This window comes from Aliivibrio sifiae, assembly GCF_002954715.1.
GTDB classification, from domain to species: domain Bacteria; phylum Pseudomonadota; class Gammaproteobacteria; order Enterobacterales; family Vibrionaceae; genus Aliivibrio; species Aliivibrio sifiae.
The window spans coordinates 25,129-46,468 of sequence record NZ_MSCP01000002.1; the positions used below are offsets into that span (position 1 = coordinate 25,129).

The window sequence follows — 21,340 nt, forward strand, 5'->3', positions numbered from 1 at the left end:
GTAAAGTAAGGATCTTTAAGAATACATTCTTGATCATGCTTCCGTTTTAATTTCTATTTTTACTAAAACAAGAATTAAGGAAGATCTGACAGAAGCTTTACACTTTTTATTATTTTATTTTGTAAAATCTATTTAGTTTATCTGTTTGGTTTTTATTTATGCATTTTTTAAAAGTATCTCCTTTCTTGTTGCCGTTATTTTTAGTGGGCTGTGGCTCTGATGACTCTTCGCCAACAGATCCCATAAATTATTGTGATACTACAATGGGCAGTACAATAACTGAAAAAGGAGATTTAGTTACAACGAAGCCAAAAATTAGCTGTCAAGTATTAGTTAATCCTGATATCGGTTTTACTGATTTTCATTCAATATCCATTCATGATTATAAATACGGTGCTATTCCATCGTATCCAGAGACGAGTACAGTCTATTTTCGGTGGTATTGGTCTGAATTGGAAAAAAGTGATGGTGTTTATAATTATACTTTGATAGATAAGCAATTAAATGACGCTAAAGCGGCTGGTAAAAAATTGATGTTTCGAGTTATGGCCATGGGAGAGACAGATTCTGGTGAAAACTCAATACCTTTATGGTTTCATGCGAAAGGAAAAGACGTAGTTGTAAATACTGAAAAAACAGTATTTATACCTGATTACACATCAAGTGATTTTCGAACTCAAATTGAAGATTTACTTGCTGCATTAAGCGCTAAATATAATGATCCAGACGATATTACGAGTGTTGATATTGGCGTTATAGGTTCTTGGGCTGAATGGCATTTAGAAGAAGCTTATCCTAATGAACCAGCTTTAGGAGCGCACTTAAACGATAATACTCTTTTTGAATCACCATCTGCTTTTACAGAATATGTCACAATGCATCAATCTAATTTTACTCGTGTTCCAACTGTGATGTTAATTGGCTCTGAAGATAAGAGAGAGACATTTCTAGCAAGTGCTGTAGCAAACGGTTCTGGATGGAGAGCGGATTGTCTAGGCGATAAAGAGGGTTATTATGGTCCAGGTTGGAACCACATGGAAGATGCCTATCCTCATGCGCTTGATAACGCGAATGCAAGCGGTGCATGGAAACAAGCTCCTGTTCAATTTGAAACTTGCAATGACATGACATTGTGGAAAACAGCTCATAATTTTACTGAAAAAGATGTCACTGAGGTATTCGATTATGCACTCGACCACCACGCATCCTTAATTAATGCGAAATCAAAACCTATTCCTGATGAGTTTCAACCTGCCGTGAAAGAGGTACTGAAAAAGTTAGGTTACCGTTTTGAATTGTTGTCATTAACTCATCAAAAAGAAGTTATTGCTGGCAATTTAATAACGATTAATTCTGAATGGAAAAACAGTGGGGTAGCGCCATCGTATTATCCTTATCGCGTTGCATATCGTTTTGTTGATTCTTCTGGGAATGTAGAGAAACAACAAGATACCTCAAGAGAAGTGTTAGATTGGTTACCAGCAGAAACTAGAATGGTGGATGCACCAGTGATCGCTATTAATGACGATATCACTGTTCCAACTTTAGCTGGAGAGTATGATTTACAAATCGCTTTAGTCAATGATCTGGGAGATGCCAAAATTAAACTAGCGATTGATATGCCACAAAAAGACAACTGGTATTCTATATCAACGATTACAGTCAACTAGCTTAAAACAGCAAGGCCAATTCTATCTATGAGTTGGCCTTGCTACTGGCGTTATTTACTTGTCATGACACTATCTAAAATTTGCATGCTTTGCTTAAAATAAGGATTATAAGTTAAGCGTGCAAAAATTTTACCTTCTTCTCGTATTCCGTAAGATGAAAACCATACATTATCTCCTTCTTCACAAGCCAGTTCTTGCTCTTCTGTCTGTCCATTACTGCAAATTCTCACGGTCCCTTTTTCGCCATATTCTGGATTATTTGGTGAGAAGAGTAGTCCCATATGAGACCCATCGACTATTTTCAGATCTGGACGGTTCATACTGAATGTTGTGGCATTATTTGCAGGGAATGTATTTTCTCCCTGCCATACTAAGTGATTTTTCACATTAGTGAATTGGGTTTCAAAAACAGAGGTTGCAAATGTCGTATCGATAACATGGTCTCCCTCACTTGCTATCATAAATACAGGTTTGGTGTATTTTTTACCCTCAAGATCCTGCTGGACAATTTTTGCAGTATCATAATAAACCGCGGCACCATGCATAGGGAGAGAGTTATAACGGATAGGGTTAGTTTCGGGATCTTGATCTGCCCATGTCACAAAATAGCTTGCGATTTTTGCAAATTTCACGGTCGATGATCCCGGTTTAAATGCCGGAGAAAATAAAAGTAACCCTTCAATATCACTGTCTTTTAGCGCTTCAGATGTTACTAGATTAGCACCTGTAGAGTAGCCTCCTAACCAAACTTCTTCTGTTTGCTCTTTTAGCAATTGAGTATGGTGGTGGACTACATTTTGCCAATCTTCAAGACTAGGTAGCATGAGATCTGCCACTTTACTGCCATGCCCTGGAAGTAATATTGAGCGAACTAAATAACCTTGATCAGCTAGGTGCTGAGCAACATCAGTAAATGAAAAAGGGGAATCGCCTAAACCATGAACTAAAAGTACGCCTTTTCCATTAGGTTTATTTGGCTTTATTTCAAAAGGTAAATTTACAGCAAGTTCTTTTTCTAGATCATTACTTTTAAATATTCGATGTTCAGCTAACCATTGTTTGGTTTCATCCATGTATTGTTGAAAGCTGCTTTGTGAGTAGTTAGGCAGAGAGTCTGATGGAACATAATTAGCATCTATGGTCGATTGACTGCATGCGGCCAATATTGCCAGAGAACCAATGAATGCAAAGCGAGAAAATAACGATGAAATCACGTAAATGACCTGTTGAATGATAATAAGTGGAGTTAGTATAATATAGGCTGAATGAACAAAGCGTGAATATTATAGACATTCTAATGACCACTCCATATTTAAGCGTATATCTCCTGCAGGTAACAGTAACTCAGGCTTATTAATACGTGCTTTAATATAAACGTCTTTACTGCGAGGTGCTGATATCTCAACCCCTTGCGTCCAATAATCAACATTACCCTCATAATAGTTTGGGGTTTCTAATCTAAAATAAACGTTATTATTTTGAATTTCATCAGATAAATCACCTAAATCAAAACGACTTAAACGAAGAAGTAAGCGTGCATTTTTTCTGTTTGATATGAGTTTAAGTGTAATGGCTTGTTGATCATAATCACGACCAAAATTGAGACCTCCAGAATCTTCAATAACAACCAGCCCACAGCGCTCTTTTATCTGTTTCTTAAAGCTAAGTGTTGAGTGGATATTATCAGCACTTGCGAAGAATGGAAAACACAATATCAATAAAAAGAAGGTCAAACGATTCATCATTAGTTCACCATTACTCGAACGATAAAATCAGTGACGGCTTGCTCTGTAATGGCAATACGACTGATTGTTTGGTTATTTTCGATTGATACCTGATAACTTGAATTAAGAACAATGTCTTTATCATCATATTGGTAGTTGATAACAAGATCGCATGTAAGGAGGTTTCGTCCTTCTTTTTGCTCTAAGGCAGTATCTGTGTAATTTAGGCGACTGACGGTATCAATCAATTTTATCTTGGACCAGTTTATATATTCTGAATTAGATAAAGCATCGAAGATCCTACGTTCATGACTCGTTGATGCATCAAGACAATGTTTGGTGAAGTCTTCAACTTCATTTTTATTTAATACAGAGCTAGTTACATAAGGGCTTATCAATGGAAGACTAAGAATCAATAGGTATTTTTTCATGGTTTCCTCTTATAAAAATAAGCCCTACTAAAAGGACTTACGAATTAGTGACACTCAATGGTCCAAGTGGTTTTTATTTCATAATTATCATTAGCATCAAGATCACCCTCATCAATATTAACTCGTGCTAATAAATCGATATGGTTATTCTGTTTTATGTCATCACGCTCAATAATGGTTTTCTTTAACCATTCGTCAGCGTTTTGATCTACAGCGATTGTGCCCTCTGTTTTAAAATACACATCTTTTGATTCGATCTGGCTTTCAAAAGAAGAGGTATCAATCGTTGAAGCTTTAAAGTGAACGTGCTGGCCACTGTTACTGATTAGTTTCACTTGTGCTTTTGAACTGTTATAAGCATCGCCAAAGGCTAAGTCAGCACTCGCTTCTGTCGCCTCAATTCCGCATTGTTCTTCTACTGTTCCAGAAAAAATGACCTCTCCTGTCGTACTAGAATCGGGGGGGCTTGCATGAACGGTGAGAGTTGTTAGTAAAGAAGCCGCAGCAATCACCAAGGCGTGTTTTTTATTTTTCATATTTACTCCGAGAACGTTGTGTTAGTTTGTTTCATTTTAAGTAATCGATATTTTTCGGCTTCTATTTGTAGAAGCTTCAGTTCGTGCTCAGCTTGAGCGAGTTCTTCTTCTCGAGTGCGATCGCGGAGCTCGAGTTCATAAAGCCTTGTACAATCCACTCTATCTTCTCCACCAAATTGGAATGTAACAGCAGCATAAATACCGGCTTCATCTTGATTTTGGTGGTAGTAATTATTGTAATAATTGTCACTGTCTTCATTACCTGATGAGCCATAAGTTCCGACTTGAAATGTTTTTCCTGTTGCTATTGCTTGCTCACAAGAGGATCCACCAGAGGTTCTTATCCTATCTGTACCTGATGGATTTGAGAGGCTAGGAATAGGATTAGCAAATACAGGGATCGCTAAAGATAGTCCTAAAAGACAATTTAATAAGTAGCGCATAATTAATGCCTTTTAAATGACAAGTTGGTACAGACTTCATAGCTATTTGGTGAATCTGAGACCATGCGAGTGCACACCTTTTTCTTTGTGGTTTGGCTCGGAGGTGTTTTTACGGTTATATCAAGTTCAATTTCTTGGTTAGGCTTCAATGTGAGTTTTGTCGGAAATGACTTGTTATCGATTCTTAAATAGTAATCTGCTGATTGGTTATAGCGATTAACTAATACAAATTGAACTTGCGTTTTATCTGAATAAGTTTCGAATGTTTTATTTTTCCATTTATGGACATTGGCTTGGGCAAAAGTAGTACTGAATAAAAATAGAAAAACAATAAACGATATGACTTTCATAGCAATCTCCTAAGTAAATAGACTTAACAAGAAGCTATGTTATAAATTTAAGGAAATGATACTTACCATTTTACGCCAGAATATTTTTTAGTTATTTATGTTCGTATTTAAGCGCAAAAAAATAGCCCGATACTAGGTCGGACTATTTTTAGGTGAAAAGAGGAGTGTTATCCGACTATTCCAATAAAATAAGGAATAATAAGCGCGTTAGCGAGATCGATAAAAAAGGCACAAACCAAAGGCACGATAATAAAGGCTTGATGTGAATTACCATATTTTTGTGCCACTGCTGACATATTTGCCATGGCGGTTGGAGTAGAGCCTAGAGATATCCCTCCAAATCCTGCACAAACTACCGCTGCATCGTACGTTTTTCCCATAAGAGGGAAGACAACAAAGATAGCAATACATATAGCAATAAAGAACTGAGCAGCCAAAATAATAAAGATAGGGCCAGCTAAATCCACTAAAGCCCATAATTGCATACTCATTAAAGACATCGATAAAAAAGCACCTAATGCCATATCTGCTATCAGAGCAACCGCAGGTTTACGTGCAGGCCAACGAGTACCTGTTAAACGAGGGTAAGAGGTAGGAATTAGATTAGAAATTAAAATACCGGCAAACAAGCAACTTACGAACAAAGGAAGATCTAACCCAAGCCCAGACACCACTTCATTTAATATTGCCCCTAATATAATACAGATATGGATAGCGAGCATTGCGTCTAAAAAATCATAAGAGGTAATGCGAGTTTGCTTGGAATCTTGCTGAGTACCGACATCAACTTTTTCACCTTCAATGGCTTTTAGGTTGTGTTTATTAATTAAGTATTTTGCGATTGGTCCACCCATTAAACTGGCAAGAATAAGTCCAAAGGTTGCACTTGCTATACCTATCTCCATAGCTGTATTTAAATCGAACTGCTCGCCAATTTTTGGCGCCCATGCGATAGCAGTTCCATGCCCACCAATTAAAGAGACTGAGCCACTTAATAAACCAAAAACAGCAGGTTGATCAAGCATCAAAGCAAAGCCTATTCCAGTGAGGTTTTGAATGAACATGTACCCGATGGTAATACTCAATAAAATAATGAGAGGTTTGCCACCTTTAAAGAGATCTTTCAGACTGGCGTTAATGCCAATAGTAGTGAAGAAGTAAACCAGTAGAAGATCTCGAGTAGCTAAATCAAAAGAGACATCAATCTGTGTTACGTAGTGGAGAATGGCGAAAAGAACAGAAACAAGAATACCGCCAGAAACGGGTTCTGGAATGCTAAATTCTTTTAGCCAATAGCTCATCTGTGTTAGTCGACGACCTAAGAAAAGAACAATTATCCCAAGTGTAATAGCAAGAAACGACTCGATGTGTAATACACCGTCAACGAAGTTCATAAATAATCCTTTAATATGAAAATATCGTAAAAACTCATCATAACTGGGTTTGATAACGGCTTTTATTCTGTAAGGTAATTCCGTGAACTGTTTCTAATTTTTATCTTGTTCTTTTAATCGTAATCATCGCTCAATGAATAAATACATTAACGTTGATTCAAGAGTAAATAGTCATAGATATGAGTTGCTTCTGATTGGGTAGGGACGTGTTCATTTATCTGGATTAGTTGTTGTTTAATCATATAAACCCTAAAGCCTATGATACTGATCAAAACAAACGCGATGACGTAGAGGATTGTTGTTTTTGGTATGTTCATGTTGCACCCACCTTATTGAAATATCAATGATAATGACCGCTAGATGTAACCATTTACTTGTTTTTTAGACACAATAATAAAAGTTTTTTCACTATTGTTATTTATTAATAATAAGGGATTTTAGAAAACAATCTACCGTTGGCTTCTCATTTTTAACGGGATTTTTCACTTTCTTTTTCTCAGGTAATCTCATAAAAAAAGAGCGACTCTCAGTTGGAGTCGCTCTTCCATTTATGTATCAATCAAAGTCGGTAATTAACGAGTTAAGTACGCGGTTAAGAAACGGGTAATATCTACCATGTCAGAGACTTTAATAAACTCTTCAGTGGTATGAACTTTAGACATACCAGTAGAAAGGTTTACTGTTGTTAAGCCTTTTTCATTAAATACGTTAGCATCAGAGCCACCACCAGTAGATTTAGTGAATGGGCTAATGTTAATGCTTTCAAATGCTTCTTTAATGCTTGCAACATGTGCATTATCGTCTGAAATTTTATACGCGTTATAAGCACGAGTAGAGATGATCTCGATTTCTGCACCATGTTTATCAGTAGCAGCTTTAAAGGTTGTTTCCATGTGTTCAACTTGTTTTGCCAGTTTCACATCATCAAGAGAACGGGCTTCACCTTCAATGTATAGCTCAGGCATAACGATGTTGGTTGCTTGACCACCATGAACCACACCGATATTTGCCGTAGTTTCTTCATCAATACGTGCAAGCGTCATGTTCATGATTGCATCCGCGGCAACCGTTAGGGCATTGATGCCTTCTTCTGGCGCTAAACCAGCGTGAGCTGGACGGCCAGTGATGGTTACTTTTAGGTTTTGCTGACCAGGAGCAGAAGTGATTATAGTGCCAATAGGGCCGCCTGAATCGAGTACGATAGCGTGGTTAGATTGAATGTAGCTCATGTCGTAGTTTTTAGAGCCGTGTAAGCCGCCTTCTTCATAGACAGTAAACGCTAACTCAATAGTTTTGTGAGCGTGGTTATTTTCTTTAATAACACGCACCGCTTCCATTACCGCTGAGATACCCGATTTATCATCACCACCAAGAACGGTGTTGCCTTTAGAGCGGATCACTCCATCTTCAATAATAGGTTCAATGCCATTACCTGGAGTAACCGTATCCATGTGAGAGCTAAATACAATGCTGCCCTCTAACTCGCCTTCCAATCTTGCGTAAATATTAAAGCCGTTTGATACGTGCTCTGGCACGGGTAATTTAGTGACGGTAAAGCCTAGTTCACCTAGTTGTTCTGCAAGTGCTTCTGCAATCGCTTTTTCATTTTTTGATTCACTGTCGATTTGAACAATATCTAGAAAGTGATTAATTAAACGCTCTTGATTCACTTGAGTCATGATTTATCTTCTATATTGAAAGGGAACAGAAAACCACTCTAACCAAAGAAATTGCTTAGAAAGATGCACTGAATCAATAAATCGTCCGACAGCACTATCATATTTATGAGCTATATCTTAATAACGAAAAGCTATAACACAGAATTAATATTTAACAACAAATTGCAACTTTTTCGAAGCACATCACTCTGATAACTATATTAATAAGAAACCATAAAGAGGTTGATATGAGATCCCGATTAAAAATTACAACAGTTGCTCTACTGTTTGCTTCATTTTTTGCTGCTATGACGAGTTTTTTTTCAACGGCTGAGGATATGTCTACGCCAATGAAAGGAGAGTATGAGATAGCCACTCTTGCTGGAGGTTGTTTCTGGTGTACTGAATCTGATTTAGAAAAATTAGATGGGGTGGTGGATGTGGTTTCTGGTTATGCCGGAGGCTCATTAGAAAATCCAACTTACAAACAAGTGTCATCAGGAAAATCAGGTCATATAGAAGTGATTCAAGTGACGTTTGATCCTAAGATCGTTAGCTATGAGCAAGTGCTTGATCAGCTATTTAGACATATGGATCCAACGGATAGCAAAGGCTCATTTGTGGATAGAGGTCCACAATATCGTCCCGCTATTTTCTTCCATAATGAAGATCAGCGAGTTATTGCTCAAGAGTTCATGAATGAGATTGATGCTGCGAAAATCTACCCAAAACCTTTAGCTACAGAGTTAATTGAATTTAAAAAGTTTTGGCCGGCAGAAGATTATCATCAAGATTATTACAAACGTAATCCTGTGCGTTATAAATATTATCGTCACGGATCTGGACGTGATAAATACTTAGATTTGGTTTTTGGTGAAGGTAGAGAAGATAACCCAAAAACATTACGTCAGTATATTGATGAGCAAAAAATGGCTCAAAACGTTAAGCAATATTCCAAACCATCAGAGTCAGAAATTAAGAAGATGCTGACGGATAAACAATATTACGTAACGCAAAAAGAGGGAACAGAACGTCCATTCGATAATGCGTATTGGGATAATAAAGCCGAAGGTATTTATGTTGATATCGTCAGTGGTGAGCCTTTGTTTTCATCAACTGACAAATATAAATCTGGTACAGGCTGGCCAAGTTTTACTAAACCAATCAATAAAGCGTACATAACCGAGGAAGACGATTTTGCATTATTCAGTAAACGTACCGAGATCCGCAGTAAATTTGCAGATTCACACTTAGGACATGTATTTAGTGATGGGCCGAAACCAACGGGATTACGTTACTGCATGAACTCAGCTGCAATGCGCTTTGTAGCAAAAGCAGATTTAGAGAAAGAAGGTTATGGAGAGTATTTATATCTGTTTAATCAATCGTCGTAATTAGATATGTATTAACTTTATAGTTATAAAAATAAAGCCCCTATGATGAATGTCATGAGGGCTTTTTTATTTGAGAGGCTATTAACCGAAAATTAACCCACCATTGAGTATCATTCAGTATCAACGTAAATTGGGTAATATCAGCATTATAAGCCACGTAAATGCATCTAGGGATTAATGAAATGGGATTAAATAAATTGCAGCTTTTATTAGTTGAGGATGATATTGATTTAGCGACAGCCATTATTGACTATCTTGAACTTGAAGATATTCATTGTGATCATGCCGCAAACGGCGTATCAGGGTTATCTTTGATTCAACACAATAAGTATGATGCGATAATCCTCGATCTTAACTTACCCAAAATGAGTGGTTTAAAGGTATGTGAAGCAATGCGTTCAGAAGGTATTGATATACCAGTGCTGATGTTGACAGCAAGAGACACATTAGAGGATAAGCTTGCTGGATTTGCAAAAGGTGCGGATGATTATTTAATTAAGCCTTTTGCAATGGAAGAACTTATTGTTCGGACTCAAGTATTATCTCGTCGCCGTAGTGGGCAAATTAATAGACTCATCGTGGCTGATTTAGAACTTAATATTGATGAAAAAACGGTACAGAGAAATGCGGTTTCACTCAAAGTGTCCCCAATTGAATTTAAAATTTTAGACGCCTTGATGCGAGCAAGTCCTAATCCACTTTCTCGAGAAAAATTAATGCACAGTGTTTGGGGGGATGATAAACCTGACAGTAATAGTCTCAAAGTGCATATGTTTAAGTTGCGTAAGGCCGTTGATAGTGAATACGAAAACAAATTAATCCATACGATTATAGGAAGAGGGTTTGTATTAAAAAGAGAAGACGATTAATGATGAAGATACGACCAAGTCTCAGAATGTATTTTTTTATCTCAATGGTTCTTACTGGGGTGATAACCGTCATTGCTATGTCGATAGTGAGTGTTAATTTCTACTTTGCAGGTATCGATTTTTCTAAAAGTAATGCAATGGCAATAAGTGCGTATAAAGAAAAAGTAGAAAATGGCAAAGCTAATAAAATTAACGATTTTATCGTTACGACTCGTTGGCAAGATCTTCCGAACGAAATTCAAACTCATTTTAATCAGAATGAATTAGTCGAAAATGAGTTACTAAAATATATTGTTGGTATCCCGCTCTTTGGCCCACCAAAAGAAGGGTACTTTGTCATGATGATAAAAAGAAATGGTGAAACGCGTTATATTTCATCCATGTTCAATTCTGAACTTGATAAGGTACAGAGGCCGATTTCTAATTCTAATTTTTTATATATTTTTCTTATCGCACTCATCGCTATTGTTCTTTTATCATTAGTGCCTTTTTTTATTTTACGATATGTAGCGACACCAATAGAAAAGCTGATTGTATGGGCAAAGCAATTAGATAATGAAAAATTGTCACAACCGATACCTCACTTTTATTATTATGAACTGGATAGTTTAGCTTTGATTATTCAGTCCAGTTTACGATCTGTACAAGAAAGCTTAGAGCGAGAAATGCGATTTTTAGGTTATGCCAGCCATGAGTTGCGAACACCGATAGCGGTGACCCGTACGAATACGGAGTTACTGCAAAAAATGATTCAAAAAGGCGTGACTAACGAAAAAAAATTAATCGTCTTAGATCGTATTGAGCGAGCAAGTTTAACCATGACCGATCTCACTGAAACTTTATTGTGGCTTAATAGGCAACAAGGTAAACCACTGCCACTTAAAACAGTGAAAATTGGAGAGTTAAGTCAGCAATTAGCCAGCGATCTTAATTATCTTCTTATTGGGAAAGAGGTTGAAGTGATGATCAAGGCTGATGATACGGAGCAGAAGCTTCCAGAAGCCTTGTGTCGGATCATTATTACTAACCTCATTCGTAATGCATTTCAACATACATTTGACGGTATTGTACTTATTGAGCAATCGACTCACCACTTGTGTATTACTAATGAAAATAAAGCCGATAACACTGTTCAAGAAGAGCTTGGTTTTGGGCTAGGATTGGAATTGACCGAGAGATTGGTAAAACACCAACGTTGGAAATACAAGAATAATAAAACCGATAATGGTTACTATGTTAGCGTTGAATTTAATCATGTATCGCTTAAGCATAAGATCGGACGATAAGAATAATGAGGCGCCACTAGCATAACGTTATATCAAGATAATGACGTTATGCTAGTGGCGCTTTTGGTATCATGTTTATGAAATATCTAAGGAATCGTCAGTAAATCTGCAAACTTATTTAAGACGTCAAATTGGTCACCCCTCGATATCGCTACTACACTTCACCTTGCATATTAAATGTTTAAAGAGATAGGCATTTTCTTACTTTAAATGGTAAGTGCTTACTAATTATCTAATGAGTTAACCCCTTCTTAACCCATTGTTGGTTATGCTATTAACATATTCATTTTTATTAAAGGACTTTCCATGTTTGTCACTAAATCATTCAGATACTCCTTCATTTTTTTACTTTCTTTAACTGTATTTGGGTGCAGTGAACAAGCTGAACTGGATATCAGACCCGCTCAAAGCGTTCATGTTGACACTCTCACTCTTGAGCCTTCTACGTTAAGATTAACTACGGAGTTACCTGGCCGTATTACTGCTTTTAAAGAAGCGGAAGTTCGCCCTCAAATAACGGGTATTATTCAAAGTCGTTTATATCAAGAAGGGGGTTATGTTGAGGCGGGAGATGTTCTTTTTCAAATTGATCCTACGACATACCAATCAACCGTTAATAGCGCAGAAGCTCAATTAAATAAAGCATTATCCAGTCAACAAATCGCTCAAAAAGAAGTGAAGCGTTATGCAAATTTATTAAAGAAAAAGCTGACGAGCCAACAACTCTATGATGAAGCTGATTCTACTTATTTACAGGCAAAAGCAGAAGTAGCTATTCGCCAAGCAGAATTAGATTATGCAAATATTGAACTCTCTTATACGCAAATTAAAGCGCCGATTTCAGGTCAAGCTGGTTTTTCTCTGGTTTCTGAAGGATCTTTATTAACGGCGGGGCAATCAGATTATATTACTACGATTATTCAAACGGATAATGTCTACGTAGACATGAAACAATCGTCAGTCTCACTGTATAAACTGCAACAAGAGTTTCGAACAATGATTAATCAAAGGCCTATCGTTCCTGTCTCTATTACCTTAGAAGATGGGACAACCTATAACGAAGAAGGCCGATTAGAATTTGCAGATACTCAAGTTGAAGGATCGACTGGTACGGTAACGTTACGTGCCATTATTCCAAATCCTGATAATGCATTGTTAGCTGGGATGTATGTTCGCGCTTATATTTCTATGCCAGAAGCGCGTGATTATCTTGTTATTCCTCAATCATCGGTCGTTAGAAGTCAATCGGGTATTCCTTCTGTTTACGTTGTGAATCAAGACAATATTATCGTTAAAAAAACAATCGTGTTAAGTAATGAAGTTGGCAATGGTTGGGTTGTAAAAGAAGGACTTGAAGCGGGAGATAAAGTGGTGCTTAACAACCTGATGAATGTAAAAAATAATTTATCAGTCATTATTGATAGCGATAAAAAGTCCAACCAAAAAAGCGATACAGAAGACAGCATCAAATCAGATAACAGTGTATCTAACTCACCAGAGCAGGATTAATTTATGTCTAATTTCTTTATTAATAGACCCATTTTTGCTTGGGTGCTCGCGATTATCATTATGCTCTCTGGTATCGCTTCAATCTTAAATCTGCCTGTTGCTCAATATCCTACTATTGCGCCACCGGCGATCACTATTTCAGCGTCTTATCCTGGTGCGTCGGCAAAAACGATTGAAGACAGTGTAACTCAGGTTATTGAGCAAAGCATGACGGGGTTGGATAATCTGCTTTATATGTCATCGATCAGTGACTCTTCTGGCAGTGCATCGATTACGCTGACTTTTAGTGCAGAAACAGATCCTGATATCGCACAAGTACAAGTACAAAATAACTTGCAACAAGCGACTAATCGTCTCCCTGCTGAGGTACAAAATCAAGGTACATCGGTGACTAAAAGTACGTCTGGATTTATGTCTGTGACTAATATTTATTCACCAGATGGAAGCATGAGTGCGTCGGATATTCAAGATTATGCAAATTCGAGCATTAAAGACATTATTAGCCGAGTGAATGGCGTAGGTAGTGTTACTATCTTTGGTCCATCTTATGCCATGCGTATTTGGTTAGACCCAGCTAAATTATACAGCTATAACTTAACGCCAGTGGATGTTTCTGATGCGGTATCAGTACAAAACAGTCAAGTAACTGTAGGGCAATTAGGGGGAACACCAGCAACAGAATCACAGTTAATTAATGCCACTATTACCGCGCAAAGCTTATTAACGACAGTTGATGAGTTTAAAAACATATTAGTTAAAGTTAACGAGGATGGATCTCAGATCCGATTGGAAGATGTTGCTCGCGTAGAACTCGCAGGTGAAGATTTAAGTGTTATCCCTACTTTTAATGGTTACGACTCTTCTGGTATTGCGATCACATTAGCATCAGGGGCTAATTCGTTAGATACACAAGCGGCGGTTGATGCAAAACTCGCGCAATTATCAAAGGGATTCCCTGATGGATTATCTCTTGCTAAGTCGACAGATAATAATGAATTTATTCGCTTGTCTATTTCTGAAGTTATAAAAACACTCTTTGAAGCCGTCGCTCTGGTATTTGTTGTTATTCTATTGTTCTTACAGAATTGGCGTGCAACGTTAATTCCAACCATTGCTGTTCCCGTGGTGTTGTTAGGTACTTTTGGGGTCATGTCAGCACTCGGTTTCTCCATTAATACGCTAACTATGTTTGGTATGGTCCTCGCGATTGGTTTGTTAGTGGATGATGCGATCGTGGTGGTCGAGAACGTAGAGCGGATCATGCATGAAGAAAATCTTTCTCCACTAGAAGCCACCAAAAAATCGATGGGACAGATCACGAGTGCGTTGATTGGTATTACTATGGTGTTGGCGGTTGTGTTTATTCCTATGGCCTTTATGTCGGGTTCTACAGGGGTTATATATCAACAATTCTCTTTAACGATTGTATCTGCGATGGTGCTGTCTGTATTGGTTGCATTGGTGCTAACTCCTGTACTTTGTGCCACCTTACTTAAACCAGCAGATAAAGAATCGAACATTAAAGTTTTTATGGCATTTAATCGTCTGTTCGATAAGTTATTAGCGAAATATCGTGCGTCAATTCATCATGTATTGTTACGTCCGATTCGTTTCCTATGTATCTATGGATTACTATTTTCGGGTACTGCTTACTTATATAATGTTTTACCTAGTTCTTTTTTACCAAGTGAAGATCAGGGTGATTTCATGGTGATGGTGCAATTACCGACGGGATCAACATTACGAGAAACGAATGAAGTAATGAGTGATGTAAAAGATTACTTTGAAGAAAATGAAGTGGATACAGTAAAATCGGTATTTACCGTTGCCGGCTTTAATTTTTCAGGTAAAGGTCAAAATGCAGGGATGGGGTTCATTGGTTTAAAGGATTGGTTAGAAAGAACGGAAACAGGAACGGATGTAGATTCAATTATTCAGCGTACGATGGGGCATTTCTCTAGCTATAAAAAAGCTTCTGTATTTGCGTTTAGTAGTCCTGCAATTCGTGAATTAGGCCAAGCATCAGGATTTGATTTTTATCTTGAAGATGTTGGTAACCTTGGTCATGACGGTTTAATTGAAGTACGTAATCAATTATTAGGGAAAGCAGCTAAAAGCTCTGTATTACAAAAAGTAAGACCGAATGGCTTAGAAGATAACGCTCAGTTTTTCCTTGATATTGATTATGAGAAAGCCAAAGTGCTTGGTATTGAAATCGCCGATATTAATCAATCCCTGTCGATTGCGTGGGCATCTTCTTATGTAAACGATTTTATTGACCGAGGACGGTCTAAAAAAGTATACATTCAAGCAGACTCTGAGTACCGAATGACACCGGAAGATCTTGATCTGTGGTTTGTGCGTAATAACAAAGGTGAGATGGTTCCTTTATCTGCTTTTAGTTCATCGCATTGGGGTCAGGGTTCTCCACAGTTGCTTCGTTATAATGGTAATCCAGCGGTTGAAATATTAGGTGAAGCAGCTCCCGGCTATAGTACGGGTGATGCGATGGCCGAAATCGATAGACTCGCTGCTGAGTTATCTGATGATGTTCAGGTAAGTTGGACGGGGATGTCGTATCAGGAATTAGAAGCAGGTAACCAAGCGCCTATTTTATATGGGATCTCAATATTGATGGTATTCCTTTGTCTTGCTGCGTTATATGAGAGTTGGACAATTCCTGTTTCTATTATTTTAGTCGTTCCATTAGGCGTTCTTGGTGCAGTGGCCACTATTATGATGAGAGGGCTTGAAAATGATGTCTATTTCCAAGTTGGGGTACTCACAACCATCGGCTTAACTGCAAAAAATGCAATTCTTATTGTTGAATTTGCGAAAGAATTATATGAAAAAGGCATGAACTTAATAGATGCGACCATTCAAGCGTGTGAAATGCGTTTGCGCCCAATAATAATGACGTCACTTGCTTTTGTATTAGGGGTATTGCCTCTGGTTATAAGTACCGGCGCAGGAGCAAATGCGCGTAATGCGATTGGTACTTCTGTTATGGGGGGAATGATAGCAGCGACGCTTCTTGTTATTTATTTCGCGCCATTGTTTTTTGTTTTAATATTGAAAATCTTTAAATCGACAAAAAATAGTACAGACAATTAATTATGGATTAGGTTTATCGATAACCTAATTATTAATAAATGGCCTCTGATGTGTTTACGTTGGAGGCCATTTTTATGTATTAAATAAATTTGATCTTATTTATTTTGTGCAGCAATGTGAGTTGCAATTGCATCCATTAGTGCTGGAGATAGGCAATCGTAAGTAGGAAGGCCTAATTCTTCAAAGCGAGAACGGATAGCATCCATGTCTTTAGGATCAGTACCAGTTTCAATGATTGATGATACAAATGCAGCGAATTGTGGTGCTGAGAAACCTGCATCTTCAGACAATTCAGTGTGAACGAAATCTAAACCAAAGAATGGGTGATCTTGGCTATCAATACGGCCATACATGTGAGTTCCACATTCTTTACACGCGTGACGTTTGATTGTTGCTTTTTCATCGATAACAACTAATTTTTCAGCGTTAGCAATTACTTCAACGTTATCACGAGAAATTACGGCAACCTGAGAGAAAATCGCGCCTTCTGGCTTCCAGCATTTAGAACAGCCACAAGCGTGATTATGTGCAGTTTGTGCCGTTAGTTTTACTGCTACTTTATTTTCTTTACATTGGCAGTGTAATGTTCCGCCTTGAAAGTTCTCATCGGTTGCAGAAAAGCCATTATCAATTGCAGGGTGTAGTTTTGTAATAGTCATCTTTTGTCCTGTAAATACCTTAAATATTTTTCGTAGTGTAATGTTCAAGCAGTGAACCTTTATCAATATTTTATGTAGTTGTTTTCGTTATTTGAGCGCTCAAACGATGGAAGGTATTTTTCGCCTTTCTTTCTTTTGAAACAATACTGAAAACAGTAAATGATTATTACCATTACGTAATAATAAGTATTTTATTCGTCATTTACCTGTCTTTATTGTAATCATATATTTGATGAATTAATTCGTAAGTTACTAATATTTAATAGTAAAAATATTTTTTTGTTTTTAAGAAGAATGCGATAAAAAGAAAAATAGAATAAAAAAATAGCTTTTGCAGTGAAATGTATTTTATTAAATCAAAGTGGGAGGTGGAAAGTTATTTCACTTGTGATAAATGTTATAACTTTATGTTTATTAAACCTTTTTATTTAAAGGTTCAATCTATTCTTTGTTGAAAGGCGAGTTATAAATGAAGTTCATGATGTAAATCTATTTTTTGATAGGTTTTGTAAATCACAGCTATAAGTACAAGCGATTATCTCTTATTCTCTTTAGTGTTTATTCTATACCCATAGTTTATTGAAGGGTAAAGAGATGGCGAAGAGTGCATTAGTCGTTGAAGGTGGAGCAATGCGTGGTATTTTTGCTAGCGGCGTATTAGATACATTCATGGAGAATGAATTTATGCCTTATGATTTTGCTATTGGTGTATCAGCAGGTGCGTCTAATTTACTGGGTTATCTTGCTCATTATCCACAACGTAGTTTTGACGTAATTACTAAACTCGCTACAAATAAGCGCTTTTTTAATCTTCCTCGATTTGCACGAGGTGGGGATTTAGTTGATGTTAAATGGTTGATTGATGAATCAAATACAAGACATCCTTTAAATTTAGAACGCTTATTTAATTCTATACCTCTTTATGCCGCGGTGACTAACATTGATAGTGGTAATGCTGATTACTACCAAGTAAATAAAGATAACTTGAATGATGTTATGGAGGCGACAACAGCACTTCCTATTGCTTATAAATCAACACCTTGCTTTTCTGGTGGTTGTTATACTGATGGTGGTGTTGCTGATTCTATTCCTGTAAAAGAAGCGTATCGAAGAGGGGCGAGAGACATTACGGTTATTCTATCTCATCCTCTTAGCTATCAAATGAAAGCAACGCGATCACCTTGGTTAATGACGAAATTATTAGCTCGTTATCCTCAGATAGCACAAGCTATGTTAGTGAGAGCTGAAAATTATAATCAATCATTAGAATTTATTCGTAACCCGCCTGAAGGAACGACGATTCGAGTGATCGCACCACCAGAAGAATTTGCAGTTAAGCGACTTTCAATGAAGTCGCCTACACTAATTGAGGGATACCAAATGGGTGTTTCTTCAGGGTTAAATCATTTATCAAGTCGTGACGGTACTTTCGGGTTAGATATTGAAAATTGTCATTTCTGTGTTTAATACGACTTTTAGAAAACCATTTTTCCGTGCACTTTATAATAATATTAAGGAATGAGTAATGAGTAAGAAATTAACCACAGCAGCAGGTTGCCCTGTTGCACATAACCAAAATGTTCAAACTGCGGGTAAACGTGGTCCTCAACTTCTGCAAGATGTTTGGTTTTTAGAAAAACTGGCGCATTTTGATCGTGAAGTTATTCCTGAGCGTCGTATGCACGCAAAAGGTTCTGGTGCTTACGGTACGTTTACGGTTACTCATGACATCACCAAATACACAAAAGCAAAAATATTTTCAGATATTGGCAAAAAAACAGACATGTTTGCGCGTTTCTCTACCGTTGCGGGTGAACGTGGCGCGGCAGATGCTGAGCGTGATATCCGTGGTTTCTCTCTGAAGTTTTACACTGAAGAAGGTAACTGGGATTTAGCGGGTAACAATACCCCGGTGTTTTTCTTACGTGATCCATTGAAATTCCCTGATTTAAACCACGCAGTAAAACGTGACCCTCGCACAAATATGCGAAGTGCGAAAAATAACTGGGATTTCTGGACGTCATTACCAGAAGCACTGCACCAAGTTACTATCGTGATGAGTGACCGTGGTATTCCTGCGACATACCGTCATATGCATGGTTTTGGTAGCCACACATTCAGCTTCATCAATAGCGATAACGAACGTTACTGGGTGAAATTTCACTTTGTCTCTCAACAAGGCATTAAAAACCTATCAGATGCAGAAGCGGGCGAATTAGTCGGTAATGATCGTGAAAGTCATCAACGTGACTTGCTAGACAGCATTGATAACCAAGATTTCCCTAAATGGACATTGAAAGTACAAGTAATGCCAGAAGCTGAAGCGGCAACAGTACCTTACAACCCATTCGACTTAACAAAAGTATGGCCACACAAAGATTACCCATTAATTGAAGTGGGTGAGTTTGAGTTAAACCGCAATCCACAAAACTATTTCGCAGAAGTAGAACAAGCGGCGTTTAACCCTGCAAACGTGGTTCCGGGTATCAGCTTCTCTCCTGATAAAATGCTACAAGGTCGTTTGTTTGCGTATGGCGATGCACAACGTTACCGTTTAGGCGTTAACCACCAGCACATCCCTGTGAATGCTCCTCGTTGTCCTGTACATAGTTACCACCGTGATGGCGCAATGCGTGTTGATGGCAACTTCGGTAGCACATTAGGTTATGAACCAAATGACCAAGGTCAATGGGCAGAACAACCAGATTTCTCTGAGCCACCACTAAATTTAGATGGTGCAGCAGCACATTGGGATCACCGTGAAGATGAAGATTACTTCTCACAACCAGGTGACTTATTCCGCTTAATGACAACTGAAAAACAAGCGATTTTGTTTGATAACACAGTACGTAATTTAAATGGTGTGCCAAAAGAGATTCAACTACGTCACGTAACTCATTGCTATAAAGCTGATCCAGCGTACGGTGAAGGTATCGGTAAGTTACTTGGCTTCGATATTAGTGAATATAATTCGTAATTAATCTGGTTAATTAAATAAATACCAAAGCGTTAAGAGTTCTTCTTAGCGCTTTTTTTATGTTGTTTACATTGTAAATTCAAATCGACTCCCTCGGCTTCTGACTAAAAAAGAATCTCTTTTGATTAAAAACCACAAAAAGTGTCCGTATTTGTATCGTTAGACCTTCGCTATACTCCCCCCACAACTATAAGCCATTAGGCACATATTCATTGCTCTGGACTTACGATCCAGCCTCGCAAAAAAGGAAAGTTACCCATGTCTCAATATATCGTTTGTGCGTTATACAAATTTGTTTCATTAGAAGATTACATCGACATTCGTCAACCATTAACCCAAGTGTTAGAAGAGAATAATATTCGCGGTACATTGCTGCTGGCTAGTGAAGGCATTAATGGTACGGTGGCGGGATCTCGCAAAGCCATTGATACACTATTAGCTTGGTTTAAAAAAGACGCGCGTTTAGCTGATGTGGTTTATAAAGAATCAATCAATGACGTTCAACCTTTCAATCGTACTAAAGTGAAATTGAAAAAAGAAATCGTCACCATGGGCGTAGAAGGTATTGATCCTCTTCATGTGGTGGGTACATATGTAAAACCAGCCGATTGGAATGCACTTATTTCTGATCCAGAAGTGCTACTGGTTGATACTCGTAACGATTATGAAGTGGATATCGGTACATTCAAACACGCTGTTAACCCAAAGACAGAAACATTCCGCGATTTCCCTCAATATGTAGCTGAGAATTTAGATCCTGCTAAGCATAAAAAAGTAGCTATGTTCTGTACCGGTGGTATTCGTTGTGAAAAATCGACTGCCTATATGAAAGAACAAGGATTTGATGAGGTGTATCACCTTGAAGGTGGGATCTTAAAGTACCTTGAAGAAGTGCCAGAGGAAAACAGCTTATGGGAAGGCGATTGTTATGTGTTTGATGGTCGAGTTGCTGTTAATCATCAATTAGAAAAGAGCCATTATGATGTGTGTAATGCGTGCCGTTTACCGATCACAGACGAAGATAAGCAATCTGATTCGTTTGAAAAAGGCGTAAGTTGCCCTAAATGTATTGACCAACATAGTGAAGAACAAAAAGGTCGTTTTCGTGAGCGAGAAAAACAGGTGCAATTAGCGAATGAAAGAGGGGAAACTCACGTAGGTGGTGATGCTGCCAAGCTCATTGAGCAACGTAAGCAAGAAAAGAAAGAGAGAAAGCAACAACAGAGAACATCTAAGTAGAGTTTTGTATTGATATGCACCATAAATAATGAACTGACTCGAAAGAATAAAATAGGGTTGCATTTTACTCATTATTAGGTGGAAAGC

19 protein-coding genes are annotated in these 21,340 nt (G+C 37.7%); 9 read left to right on the forward strand and 10 right to left on the reverse strand.

The genetic code is table 11. From position 1 onward, the window contains the following. Nucleotides 1-158: 158 nt before the first annotated feature. Nucleotides 159-1,670: a DUF4832 domain-containing protein gene (locus BTO23_RS11435; RefSeq protein WP_105063560.1), complete on the forward strand. Its 1,512-nt coding sequence runs from the start codon at nt 159-161 to the stop codon at nt 1,668-1,670. Between the two features lie 50 nt (nt 1,671-1,720). On the opposite strand, the gene BTO23_RS11440 is transcribed toward BTO23_RS11435, so the two are convergent. From BTO23_RS11440 to BTO23_RS11475, 9 genes are all read right to left on the reverse strand, one after another. Then, complete coding sequence (locus BTO23_RS11440) at nt 1,721-2,884, reverse strand: alpha/beta hydrolase (protein ID WP_105063561.1); 1,164 nt, start codon at nt 2,882-2,884, stop codon at nt 1,721-1,723. 69 nt (nt 2,885-2,953) lie between these two features. After that, complete coding sequence (locus tag BTO23_RS11445; protein WP_245922103.1) at nt 2,954-3,415, reverse strand: hypothetical protein; 462 nt, start codon at nt 3,413-3,415, stop codon at nt 2,954-2,956. Beyond that, nucleotides 3,415-3,825, reverse strand: coding sequence for a hypothetical protein (locus BTO23_RS11450; protein ID WP_105063562.1), 411 nt, complete (start codon nt 3,823-3,825; stop codon nt 3,415-3,417). Before BTO23_RS11450 ends, BTO23_RS11445 begins: the two co-directional genes overlap by 1 nt. A 44-nt stretch (nt 3,826-3,869) precedes the next feature. Further along, nucleotides 3,870-4,361, reverse strand: a complete 492-nt coding sequence (locus BTO23_RS11455; protein WP_105063563.1) for a hypothetical protein — start codon at nt 4,359-4,361, stop codon at nt 3,870-3,872. 2 nt (nt 4,362-4,363) lie between these two features. Continuing rightward, nucleotides 4,364-4,804 (reverse strand): hypothetical protein, encoded by a 441-nt coding sequence (locus BTO23_RS11460; protein WP_061003278.1) that lies wholly within the window; start codon nt 4,802-4,804, stop codon nt 4,364-4,366. A 2-nt stretch (nt 4,805-4,806) separates the two neighbouring features. Continuing rightward, entirely contained in the window at nt 4,807-5,154 is a 348-nt protein-coding gene (locus BTO23_RS11465; RefSeq protein ID WP_061003280.1) for a hypothetical protein, read from the reverse strand. Between the two features lie 167 nt (nt 5,155-5,321). Continuing rightward, a complete protein-coding gene (gltS, locus tag BTO23_RS11470) occupies nt 5,322-6,548 on the reverse strand; it encodes a sodium/glutamate symporter (RefSeq protein ID WP_105063564.1) in 1,227 nt (408 codons plus the stop codon). Nucleotides 6,549-6,694: 146 nt separating this feature from the next. After that, complete coding sequence (locus BTO23_RS21335; RefSeq protein ID WP_155643447.1) at nt 6,695-6,865, reverse strand: hypothetical protein; 171 nt, start codon at nt 6,863-6,865, stop codon at nt 6,695-6,697. 255 nt (nt 6,866-7,120) lie between these two features. Beyond that, complete coding sequence (locus tag BTO23_RS11475; protein WP_061003285.1) at nt 7,121-8,227, reverse strand: M20/M25/M40 family metallo-hydrolase; 1,107 nt, start codon at nt 8,225-8,227, stop codon at nt 7,121-7,123. A gap of 287 nt (nt 8,228-8,514) precedes the next feature. On the opposite strand from BTO23_RS11475, the gene msrB reads away from it, so the two are divergent. The 5 genes from msrB to BTO23_RS11500 all read left to right on the forward strand — a co-directional run bounded on the left by msrB (nt 8,515) and on the right by BTO23_RS11500 (nt 16,378). Continuing rightward, complete coding sequence (gene msrB, locus BTO23_RS11480; RefSeq protein ID WP_281260285.1) at nt 8,515-9,600, forward strand: peptide-methionine (R)-S-oxide reductase MsrB; 1,086 nt, start codon at nt 8,515-8,517, stop codon at nt 9,598-9,600. 182 nt (nt 9,601-9,782) lie between these two features. Beyond that, nucleotides 9,783-10,469, forward strand: a complete 687-nt coding sequence (locus BTO23_RS11485; protein WP_105063565.1) for a response regulator transcription factor — start codon at nt 9,783-9,785, stop codon at nt 10,467-10,469. A gap of 2 nt (nt 10,470-10,471) precedes the next feature. Then, nucleotides 10,472-11,755, forward strand: coding sequence for a sensor histidine kinase (locus BTO23_RS11490; RefSeq protein ID WP_060992366.1), 1,284 nt, complete (start codon nt 10,472-10,474; stop codon nt 11,753-11,755). A gap of 306 nt (nt 11,756-12,061) precedes the next feature. Then, nucleotides 12,062-13,264 carry an efflux RND transporter periplasmic adaptor subunit gene (locus tag BTO23_RS11495; protein ID WP_105063566.1) on the forward strand — a complete coding sequence of 401 codons (1,203 nt, stop codon included), beginning with the start codon at nt 12,062-12,064 and terminating at the stop codon, nt 13,262-13,264. Between the two features lie 3 nt (nt 13,265-13,267). Then, nucleotides 13,268-16,378 carry an efflux RND transporter permease subunit gene (locus tag BTO23_RS11500; RefSeq protein ID WP_105063567.1) on the forward strand — a complete coding sequence of 1,037 codons (3,111 nt, stop codon included), beginning with the start codon at nt 13,268-13,270 and terminating at the stop codon, nt 16,376-16,378. Nucleotides 16,379-16,473: 95 nt separating this feature from the next. On the opposite strand, the gene gfa is transcribed toward BTO23_RS11500, so the two are convergent. Further along, nucleotides 16,474-17,037 carry an S-(hydroxymethyl)glutathione synthase gene (gfa, locus tag BTO23_RS11505; protein ID WP_060991896.1) on the reverse strand — a complete coding sequence of 188 codons (564 nt, stop codon included), beginning with the start codon at nt 17,035-17,037 and terminating at the stop codon, nt 16,474-16,476. 594 nt (nt 17,038-17,631) lie between these two features. On the opposite strand from gfa, the gene BTO23_RS11510 reads away from it, so the two are divergent. From BTO23_RS11510 to trhO, 3 genes are all read left to right on the forward strand, one after another. Next, complete coding sequence (locus tag BTO23_RS11510) at nt 17,632-18,504, forward strand: patatin-like phospholipase family protein (RefSeq protein ID WP_060991897.1); 873 nt, start codon at nt 17,632-17,634, stop codon at nt 18,502-18,504. A 58-nt stretch (nt 18,505-18,562) separates the two neighbouring features. Continuing rightward, nucleotides 18,563-20,014 (forward strand): catalase KatE2, encoded by a 1,452-nt coding sequence (gene katE2, locus BTO23_RS11515; protein WP_105063568.1) that lies wholly within the window; start codon nt 18,563-18,565, stop codon nt 20,012-20,014. A gap of 258 nt (nt 20,015-20,272) precedes the next feature. Then, nucleotides 20,273-21,253 (forward strand): oxygen-dependent tRNA uridine(34) hydroxylase TrhO, encoded by a 981-nt coding sequence (gene trhO, locus BTO23_RS11520; RefSeq protein WP_105063569.1) that lies wholly within the window; start codon nt 20,273-20,275, stop codon nt 21,251-21,253. Nucleotides 21,254-21,340 lie beyond the last annotated feature (87 nt).

Coding starts and splice junctions, on each gene's coding strand:
- BTO23_RS21335 (WP_155643447.1), bottom strand. CDS start 6,865: ATGAACATACCAAAAACAACAATCCTCTACGTCATCGCGTTTGTTTTG.
- BTO23_RS11455 (WP_105063563.1), bottom strand. CDS start 4,361: ATGAAAAATAAAAAACACGCCTTGGTGATTGCTGCGGCTTCTTTACTA.
- msrB (WP_281260285.1), top strand. CDS start 8,515: ATGACGAGTTTTTTTTCAACGGCTGAGGATATGTCTACGCCAATGAAA.
- BTO23_RS11510 (WP_060991897.1), top strand. CDS start 17,632: ATGGCGAAGAGTGCATTAGTCGTTGAAGGTGGAGCAATGCGTGGTATT.
- BTO23_RS11485 (WP_105063565.1), top strand. CDS start 9,783: ATGGGATTAAATAAATTGCAGCTTTTATTAGTTGAGGATGATATTGAT.
- BTO23_RS11435 (WP_105063560.1), top strand. CDS start 159: ATGCATTTTTTAAAAGTATCTCCTTTCTTGTTGCCGTTATTTTTAGTG.
- trhO (WP_105063569.1), top strand. CDS start 20,273: ATGTCTCAATATATCGTTTGTGCGTTATACAAATTTGTTTCATTAGAA.
- BTO23_RS11475 (WP_061003285.1), bottom strand. CDS start 8,227: ATGACTCAAGTGAATCAAGAGCGTTTAATTAATCACTTTCTAGATATT.
- BTO23_RS11450 (WP_105063562.1), bottom strand. CDS start 3,825: ATGAAAAAATACCTATTGATTCTTAGTCTTCCATTGATAAGCCCTTAT.
- gltS (WP_105063564.1), bottom strand. CDS start 6,548: ATGAACTTCGTTGACGGTGTATTACACATCGAGTCGTTTCTTGCTATT.
- gfa (WP_060991896.1), bottom strand. CDS start 17,037: ATGACTATTACAAAACTACACCCTGCAATTGATAATGGCTTTTCTGCA.
- katE2 (WP_105063568.1), top strand. CDS start 18,563: ATGAGTAAGAAATTAACCACAGCAGCAGGTTGCCCTGTTGCACATAAC.
- BTO23_RS11465 (WP_061003280.1), bottom strand. CDS start 5,154: ATGAAAGTCATATCGTTTATTGTTTTTCTATTTTTATTCAGTACTACT.
- BTO23_RS11460 (WP_061003278.1), bottom strand. CDS start 4,804: ATGCGCTACTTATTAAATTGTCTTTTAGGACTATCTTTAGCGATCCCT.
- BTO23_RS11500 (WP_105063567.1), top strand. CDS start 13,268: ATGTCTAATTTCTTTATTAATAGACCCATTTTTGCTTGGGTGCTCGCG.
- BTO23_RS11495 (WP_105063566.1), top strand. CDS start 12,062: ATGTTTGTCACTAAATCATTCAGATACTCCTTCATTTTTTTACTTTCT.
- BTO23_RS11445 (WP_245922103.1), bottom strand. CDS start 3,415: ATGATGAATCGTTTGACCTTCTTTTTATTGATATTGTGTTTTCCATTC.
- BTO23_RS11490 (WP_060992366.1), top strand. CDS start 10,472: ATGAAGATACGACCAAGTCTCAGAATGTATTTTTTTATCTCAATGGTT.